The 7,970-nt window shown below is 72.8% G+C and carries 7 protein-coding genes and 1 pseudogene; 2 read left to right on the forward strand and 6 right to left on the reverse strand.

Annotated features, from left to right (window positions below; translation table 11 throughout):
• The first annotated feature begins 51 nt into the window (after positions 1–51).
• Positions 52–1,281: a serine hydrolase domain-containing protein gene (locus GA0115233_RS01100; RefSeq protein WP_093718095.1), complete on the forward strand. Its 1,230-nt coding sequence runs from the start codon at positions 52–54 to the stop codon at positions 1,279–1,281.
• Here the strand turns inward: GA0115233_RS01100 and GA0115233_RS01105 are convergent.
• From GA0115233_RS01105 to ribA, 5 genes are read right to left on the reverse strand one after another with little or no spacing between them, the layout of a single operon-like run.
• Entirely contained in the window at positions 1,271–2,416 is a 1,146-nt protein-coding gene (locus tag GA0115233_RS01105; protein WP_093718096.1) for a saccharopine dehydrogenase family protein, read from the reverse strand. The genes GA0115233_RS01100 and GA0115233_RS01105 overlap by 11 nt on opposite strands.
• A complete protein-coding gene (locus GA0115233_RS01110; RefSeq protein ID WP_093718097.1) occupies positions 2,413–3,447 on the reverse strand; it encodes a saccharopine dehydrogenase in 1,035 nt (344 codons plus the stop codon). Before GA0115233_RS01110 ends, GA0115233_RS01105 begins: the two co-directional genes overlap by 4 nt.
• Positions 3,444–4,583 (reverse strand): NAD(P)/FAD-dependent oxidoreductase, encoded by a 1,140-nt coding sequence (locus tag GA0115233_RS01115; protein ID WP_093718098.1) that lies wholly within the window; start codon positions 4,581–4,583, stop codon positions 3,444–3,446. Before GA0115233_RS01115 ends, GA0115233_RS01110 begins: the two co-directional genes overlap by 4 nt.
• Positions 4,580–5,539, reverse strand: coding sequence for an ornithine cyclodeaminase family protein (locus tag GA0115233_RS01120; protein WP_093718099.1), 960 nt, complete (start codon positions 5,537–5,539; stop codon positions 4,580–4,582). The genes GA0115233_RS01115 and GA0115233_RS01120 overlap by 4 nt, the downstream gene beginning before the upstream one ends.
• Before the next feature lie 33 nt (positions 5,540–5,572).
• Positions 5,573–6,232, reverse strand: a complete 660-nt coding sequence (gene ribA, locus GA0115233_RS01125; RefSeq protein WP_093718100.1) for a GTP cyclohydrolase II — start codon at positions 6,230–6,232, stop codon at positions 5,573–5,575.
• 38 nt (positions 6,233–6,270) lie between these two features.
• On the opposite strand from ribA, the gene GA0115233_RS01130 reads away from it, so the two are divergent.
• On the forward strand, positions 6,271–7,020 hold the full coding sequence (locus tag GA0115233_RS01130; RefSeq protein ID WP_093718101.1) for a creatininase family protein: 750 nt from the start codon (positions 6,271–6,273) through the stop codon (positions 7,018–7,020).
• 116 nt (positions 7,021–7,136) lie between these two features.
• Here the strand turns inward: GA0115233_RS01130 and GA0115233_RS42290 are convergent.
• Positions 7,137–7,826, reverse strand: a pseudogene (locus GA0115233_RS42290) (lysylphosphatidylglycerol synthase transmembrane domain-containing protein); the annotation flags it as partial.
• Between the last annotated feature and the right edge of the window lie 144 nt (positions 7,827–7,970).

Raw genomic sequence — 7,970 nt, forward strand, 5'->3', positions numbered from 1 at the left:
TACCAACTGGGTAAACCGGCCATCCGACGGGCCGCACAGATAAGGAGAGCGATGGCACTGCTGCGACAACAGGTCGAACCGGGCGAGGCCGGACTGGACGCCGAGGCGCTCCGGCGCCTGGACCGGCATTTCGCCCACCACGTCGACGAGGGCCGCCTGCCCGGCTTCCTGGTCGCCGTGGCCCGCGGCGGACGCGTCGCCCATCTGACCACGTACGGGCAGCGGGACATCGCCGCCGGTCTGCCGGTGGAGGCGGACACGCTCTGGCGGATCTACTCCATGACCAAGCCGGTCACCTCCGTCGCCGCGCTGCTGCTGATGGAGGAGGGCAGGCTGGACCTCGACGACCCGGTCGGCCGCCATCTGCCCGCCTTCGCCGAACCGCGGGTCTACGTCTCCGGCTCCGGCGCCAACGTCCGCACCCGCCCGGCCGCGGGCCCCCTGCTGATCCGGCACCTGATGACCCACACGGCCGGACTGACCTTCGCCTTCTACAACTGCCATCCCGTGGACGCCCTCTACCGCGACGCCCGCCTGGACTCCGCGGTGCTGCCCGGCTCGGACCTGGCCGAGACCGTCGACGTGTACGCGAGCCTGCCGCTCCAGTTCGACCCGGGCACCCAGTGGAACTACTCGGTGGCCACGAATGTCCTCGGCCGGGTCATCGAGGTGGTCTCCGGTCAGCCGCTGGACACCTTCATGGCCGAACGGGTCTTCCGCCCGCTCGGCATGACCGACGCCGGTTTCGAGGTGAGCGGCGAACAGTCGGACAGGCTCGCCGAGTTGTACGGCGGCACCGACGACGGCGGTATCACGCCGATCCCGGGCCTGCCGCTGCACGGCCGCCCCCGCTTCCTGTCGGGCAGCGGCGGCATGGCGGCCTCCGCGTACGACATCCACCGGTTCATGGAGCTGCTGCGCCGCCGCGGCGAACTCGACGGCACCCGGCTGCTGGCCCCCGACACGGTCGACCTGATGACCTCCAACCACCTGCCGGGCGGCGTCGATCTGCGCTCCTTCGGCAGCCGCCCGGCCCACGACGAAGCCTGCAACGACGGCCTCGGCTTCGGCCTCGGTGTCTCCGTGGTCGTCGACCCCTCACGCACCCGTGCCCCCTCCCGCACCGGCACCTACGGCTGGAGCGGCGCCGCGACCACGACCTTCTGGGTGGACCCGTCCCGCGATCTGACGGTGCAGTTCATGACGCAGCTGCGGCCGAAGACCTCGCACACCGTGTTCCCGGACCTGAAGAGGCTGGTGCACGAGGCCGTCACCGGCTGACGCGGAGGGTGAACTCCACTCCCTCCGGGACGAGTTCGCGCAGCCACTGCTCCGAGCGGGCCGCCGACTGCGCGGCCCGGCTCAGGCCCGGCGGCAGGGAGCCGTCCAGAATGTGCCGGACGCCGAGCGCGAGGGGCCGGGAGACACAGCGGGCCATCGCGCTCTCCTCCTCGTCGCCGACCATGTCGAGCAGGTAACCGCCCGACCAGGAAACGCCACCCGCGCCCCGTACGTCGAGGGAGACCTCCAGGACCACCCGGTCCCGGTCCTTCTCCGTCGTCGGATACCGGGCCGCCAACTCCTGGGCCAGCGCGGCGATCCGCTCGTCGTCGCCGCGCCGCAGTTCGGCGAACACGCCGTCCCAGGCGCGCAGCCAGCCGTCCAGCCGCAGGGTTCCGCGCACGAAGGTGCTCGGCTTCCACGCGGCGGGCAGCTCGTACTGCTCGACGAAGGGCAGGCTGTCCCGGTTGGGGTACGCCTCGAAGGCCTCGCCCTCGATGGTGTGCCGCCGGGTCGCCTCCCAGGGCCGGTCGGTGGTGGTCTCGGCGCCGTTGTCGATGTAACGGGCGGGCGAGCGCAGGGCGTTGAGCACGCCGAGGGGCGCCCAGCTGAAGCGGTAGCGGAAGTCGTTCGGGTCGGCGGGGACTCCGCCGCAGTAGGAGGTCAGCCGGTACGTGGCGGCCGTACCGTCACCGACGGCCTCGCGGGCGCGGGCGACCAGGCTGTGGGCGAAGAGGTGGTCGATGCCGGGGTCGAGGCCCGCCTCGGTGAGCACGACCAGACCGGCCGCGCGCGCCACCGGGACCTGTTCCAGCACCGCGTCCGACACATAGCTGGAGCAGGCGAAGTGGGCCCGCCGTGCCACGCAGGCGGCCAGCAGCCCGGCGTGCTCGGGCGCGGGCAGCATCGACACGACGACATCGCCGGGGGCGAGTTCTGCGCTCAGCGCGTCCGGGGTGTACGCGCGGGGCTCGGCGCGTCCGGTCAGGCCCCGGGCCGCGAGCGCGTGCGCCGCGCGGTCCTCGGTGCGGTGCCACAGACGCACCCGTGCGGCCGACTCGCACAGCCGTGCCAGACCGCTGCCGGTGGACAGTCCGGCGCCGACCCAGTGGACGGTGCCGCTCGCCCCGGTCACGACGCGACCCCGGTCTCCGCACTGGCCCGCTCGAACCGCTCCCGGCACCGCGCCCAGGCCGCCCCGGTCCCGAACTCCATCAGCTGCGGCACCAGGGCCGCCGAGAAGTCGGTGCTGGACTCGGCGGGCAGCAGAGAGGGCAGGTTGTCGATGGCGATCAGGTCCAGCGGAGGTTCCTCGCGCAGGCGGCGGGCCGGGTCCGTCCAGTCCGTGGTGCGGTCGTAGATCGGCAGCACGTTCAGCGGTGAGCCGACGTCGCAGGTGACGTCGCACAGGGTGCGCAGCCTGCGGCCGGGGGTGTCGAGGTCCTCCTCGCGCAGGAAGGGCGGGATCGGGGTGGTGGCGAGGACGGCGTTGACCATCACGTCGTGCGCGAGCAGGGCGGGGCGGTCCAGTTCGCGGGTCTCGGCGAGGTCCCAGCGGGTCGGCTCGACCCCGGCCACCCGGAACGCCTCGCAGGCGCCCCGGCCACTGCGGCCGAGGGCGCCGATCACCAGCGCCGTGAAGTCCCCGTCGCCGCGCAGCCGCTCGTCCAGCTGCGGCCTGGTCGTCGGCTCCAGCGGCGCGGTGAGCCGCCCCCGGTGCCGGAGCACGGCGAGGGCGGCGCCGAGGTATCCGGCCCAGAACCCGAAGGCGGCCAGCCGCCGCCCGCTGTCGTCCACCAGGTACTCGACGTCGTAGAGCGCCCCTCCCCCGGCGGCGAACCGCTCCAGCAGCGCGCGGGCGCCGGGCTGCCCCTTGTAGGCGTGCCCGAAGAACACATGCCGGTGCCGCAACTCGGCGGGCTCCTCCGGCAGTTCCTTCAGTCCCACGATCACGGCGTCGTCGGGCGCTGACACCCAGGAGCCCGCCTCGGCGGTCCGGCAGCCGGCCTTCTCGTACTCCTCGACGGGGAAGATCCGCTGCGGGGACTCCTCGACGGTCACCGTCACGCCGCTGTCGACGAGTCGGCGGGCGTCGGACGGGACGACGGGGGTGCGGCGCTCGGTGGTGCGGACCTCGTGCCGCAGCCACAGGTGGAGTTCGGTCATACGCAGTTGACCTCCGGGCGCAGGGCGTCGGCCGCGAACCGGTCGGCGCTCAAGGGGCTGACGTCCACGAAGGGTACGCGGCCCAGGTACAGGTCGCGGACGACCTCGCCGACGGCGGGCCCCTGGAGGAAGCCGTGGCCGCTGAACCCGGTCGCGTACAGAAAGCGGGAGACGGAAGGGGACTCGCCGATCAGGGCGTTGTGGTCCGGGGTGACCTCGTACAGGCCCGCCCAGCCGCCGGTGCGGCGCAGGTCGAGCAGGGCGGGGGCGCGCTGCTCCATGGCCTCGTACAGCCGGGGGATCCAGCGGTCGTGGGTGCGGGTGTCGAAGCCGGGACGTTCGTCGGGGTCGGACATGCCGAGCAGCAGGCCGGGGCCTTCGGTGTGGAAGTAGAGGCTGGTGGTGAAGTCGATGGTCATGGGGAGGTTCGGCGGCAGGTCCGGGACCGGTTCGGTGACCGCGATCTGGCGGCGCAGCGGCTCCACCGGCAGCTCGACCCCGGCCATCGCGCCGACGGCCCGTGACCAGGCTCCGGCCGCGCAGATCACGGTGTTGGTGGCGATGGGGCCCTGCGTCGTCCGTACCGCGGTGATGGTGGTGCCGCTGACGTCGATGCCGGTGACCTCGGTGTGGCGCAGGATCGTCGCGCCGTGGCGGCGGGCGGTGGTGGCGTAGCCCTGGACGACCGATTCGGGGGTGCAGTGGCCGTCGTCGGGCGAGTAGGCGGCGGCGAGCAGTCCGTCGGTGCGGATGAGCGGGGACAGGGCGCGGGCCTCGGCCGGTTCGAGCATGCGGCTGCGGACGCCGAGGGAGTTCTGCAGGCGTACGCCCGCCTCGAAGGCTGCGACTTCCTCGGGGGTGGAGAGCAGGAACAGGTAGCCAACCTTGTGCAGGCCGATGTCCTGCCCGGTGTCCTCTTCGAACCGGTCGAAGGCGGCCAGGCTGCGCGCCCCGAGCCGGATGTTCAGCTCGTCGGAGAACTGCGCCCGCACCCCGCCCGCCGCCTTGGAGGTGGAGCCCGACGCCAGTTCGTCCCGCTCGACGAGCACGACGTCCCGGACGCCCGCGCGGGCCAGGTGGCAGGCGATGCTGGTGCCCATCACCCCGCCGCCGACGATCACCACCTCGGCCCTCACCGGTCCGCCTCCCGCGCCGCACGGATGACCGCCCAGGCCGCGGCGGCGTCCTGCACGCCCAGGCCGACGCTGTTGTAGTAGACGATGTCCCCCGGTCCGGTGCGGGCGGTGCGGGCGCCGGTGACGACGCCGCCGAGGGGGATCAGGTCGTCCGGTTTCAGGCCCGCGGCGACGATCGGCCCCGCGTGGTGGGCGGCGGTCTCCGGGTCGTCCACGACCACGGCCGCCGCCCGGAGCAGCACCTCCGCGTCGGCCTCGCACCGGTTCGGTTCGAAGGAGCCCACGCTCACCACCGTGCAGCCGGGCGCGAGCCACGCCCCGTGGACGACCGGCGTGGTGCTGAGGGTGCAGGCGACGACCAGCGAGGCCTCGCGCACGGCCTCCTCGGCGCTGCCGACCGGCTCGACGGTGAGCCCGAGTTCGGCCGTGAGGGTGTCGGCGGCGCGCTCCCGGTTGCGCGCGGTCGGGCTCCACAGCCGTACCGACTTCAGGTCCCGCACCCGGGCCAGGGCACGGACATGGGCGAGGGCCTGGGTGCCGGAGCCGAGGACGGCGAGGTCCGCGCCGCCGGGCGGGGCGAGCAGGTCGACGGCGACGGCGCTGCCCGCGGCCGTGCGCAGGGTGGTGAGGGCGGTGCCGTCCAGGACGGCGACCGGCCGGCCCGTCTCCGGAGCGAGGGCGGTGACCAGGGCGTGCACCGTGGGCAGCCCGGCCGCGGCGTTGCCCGGATTGACGCTGCCGATCTTCGCGACCGCCCCGGTGTCCGCCGACAGCCGGGACAGGTACGCGAACATCACGCTGTCGTCGAAGCGGCTCGGGTGCATGATCTTCCCGGGCGCGTCGGCGCCCGAGGTACCGAGGGCTTCGAACGCGGCGCGCTGCGAGGCGATGGCCGCGTCCCAGGACAGCAGCCGGGTCACCCGGTCGCCGGAGAGGAAGAGGATGTCGTCGCTCATGCCCTCTTCCTGTCCGGGCGACCGGGTCCGGAATCAGGACCAGTGGGCCACGGCGTCCAGATGGGGCAGGTGGTGGTCCAGACGCTCCCGCTTGGTGCGCAGGTAGGTGATGTTGCTCTCGCACGGCGGGATGAGCAGCGGGACGGTCTCGGCGACCGTGATGCCGTGCTCCACCAGGGCCTCCCGCTTGCGCGGGTTGTTCGACATCAGCCGCACCGAGCGCACCCCGAGGTCGGCGAGCATCCCGGCGGCGACGCCGTAGTCGCGGGCGTCGACGGGCAGGCCCAGGGCGAGGTTGGCCTCCACGGTGTCCAGGCCCTCGGCCTGGAGGGCCATCGCCCGCAGCTTGGCGAGCAGGCCGATACCGCGGCCCTCGTGCCCGCGCAGGTACACGACCACACCGCTGCCCTCGGCGACGACGGCACGCAGCGCGGAGGCCAGCTGGTCACCGCACTCGCAGTGCTGCGAGCCGAACGCGTCACCGGTCAGGCACTCCGAATGCAGCCGCGTGAGGACGTTCTCGGAGCCGATCTCACCGTAGACCAGAGCCACTTGCTCGTCCCCGCGGTCGTGGTCGAGGTAGCCGACCGCGCGGAATTCCCCGTACACCGTGGGCAAGGGCGCATTCACTACGCGTTCCACACCGGTGCGCTTGGGGGTCTTCGATCCGAGTACGCCAACTTTTTCTGTCATGATCTGGTTCCTAAGCAGAGACGAAAGGCCGTGAAAAGATGAGTGGTTCGGGGACTCGGTCGGCATCCGGGCTGGTGCCGGCGGACACCACGGAGGACGTACGGACGCGCGGGGCGGGCGTCTCACGGCAGGTCGCCGTCCTTCCCGTGGGCAGCTTCGAACAGCACGGCCCCTTCCTGCCGCTGGCCACGGACACGCTGGTGGCGTGCGCGATCGCCCGGCAGATCGCCGAGGCGTATCCGGTGCACCTCCTTCCCCCGGTGACGATCTCCTGCTCGCACGAGCACGCGGCGTGGCCGGGGACCGTCAGCATCTCGTCGGTGACCCTTCATGCGGTGATTCGGGACATAGCGGATTCGCTCCGCCGTTCCGGTGTGGACGCCCTGGTGGTGGTCAACGGCCACGGCGGAAATTACGTACTGGGCAATGTGGTTCAGGAAGCCTCCGCGCGCGGTGAGCGGATGGCGCTGTTCCCGGCGGTCGAGGACTGGGAAGCGGCTCGGGAACGGGCCGGGGTGGCCACCTCGCTGCTCACCGACATGCACGCCGGGGAAATTGAGACCTCCATCCTTCTCCATACGCATCCGGAAATGCTGCGGCCCGGATACGAGACCTCCGATTTCGTCGCTGACGACCGGCGTCATCTGCTCTCCCTCGGTATGTCCGGCTATACCGATTCGGGTGTCATCGGCCGTCCTTCCTTGGGCTCGGCGGAAAAGGGGAAGGAGTTGTTGGCGAGCCTTTCGGATTCCTTCGCCGCGTATTTCGCGGTGCTGGGCGCAGAGTAGGACGTCCGGCGGCGTCCCACCAGCACCAGAACACCGGGCAGGCTCGCGGCCAGGCACAGCACGCCGTACACGACGGCCACCGCGAGCCCGCTGCCCGCGCCGAGTCCGGCGGCGCCGAACGCCCAGGCGGTGACGCCCTCCCGGGGTCCCCAGCCGCCGACGTTCAGCGGCAGGCTCATCGCCAGCAGCGCGAGCACGGCCAGCGGCAGGAGTACGGCGACGGAGGCGTCGCTGCCCGCGACCCGGGCGGCGAGGACGAACGTGGCGATGTGTCCGGCCAGGACGACGACGGAGGACACGGCGACGCCGGGCCCGTACCGCAGCCACGACGCCTTGCGGAGCGAGGCGGGCAGCACCGGGCGCCGCCGGGAGGCCGGCCGGCTGAGCCGTACGGCGAGGATCACCGCGAGCGTGCCGAGGGCGGCGAGCGCGACGAGCGGCACGAAGTGGCGTGCCTCGTCGCGCACCGGCGACTCCATGGTCAGCAGGACGACCCCGCCGACCAGCGCCAACGCGACCTGTCCCGCGACCCGTTCGAGGACAACGGAGCGCACTCCGCGGCTCAGGTCGCCGGCGCTGCGGCCGTGGCTGACCGCCCGGTGCACATCGCCGAGGACGCCGCCGGGCAGCGCCGCGTTCAGGAACAGTGCCTGGTAGTAGTCGGCGACGGCCGCGCCGAGCGGCAGCCGGATGCCGAGCCACTGCGCCGTCAACTGCCAGCGCCAGGCACTGAACACGGTGGTGACGACACCGATCCCGACCGCCGCCAGCACGGCCGGGGCGTCGATGCGCCGCAGCCCGTCCACGAAGGCGCCGGTGCCCAGCCGCCACAGCAGGATGCCGAGGATGGCGAGGCCGGCGAGGGTGCCCAGGTGGGCGCGGAGGTTGCGGCGGCGGGGGCCGGGGTGTCGGTGGGTGCGGAGACGGCGGGGACCTCCGGAGTCGCCGGC

The organism is Streptomyces sp. DI166 (assembly GCF_900091315.1).
GTDB classification, from domain to species: Bacteria; Actinomycetota; Actinomycetes; order Streptomycetales; family Streptomycetaceae; genus Streptomyces; species Streptomyces fuscus.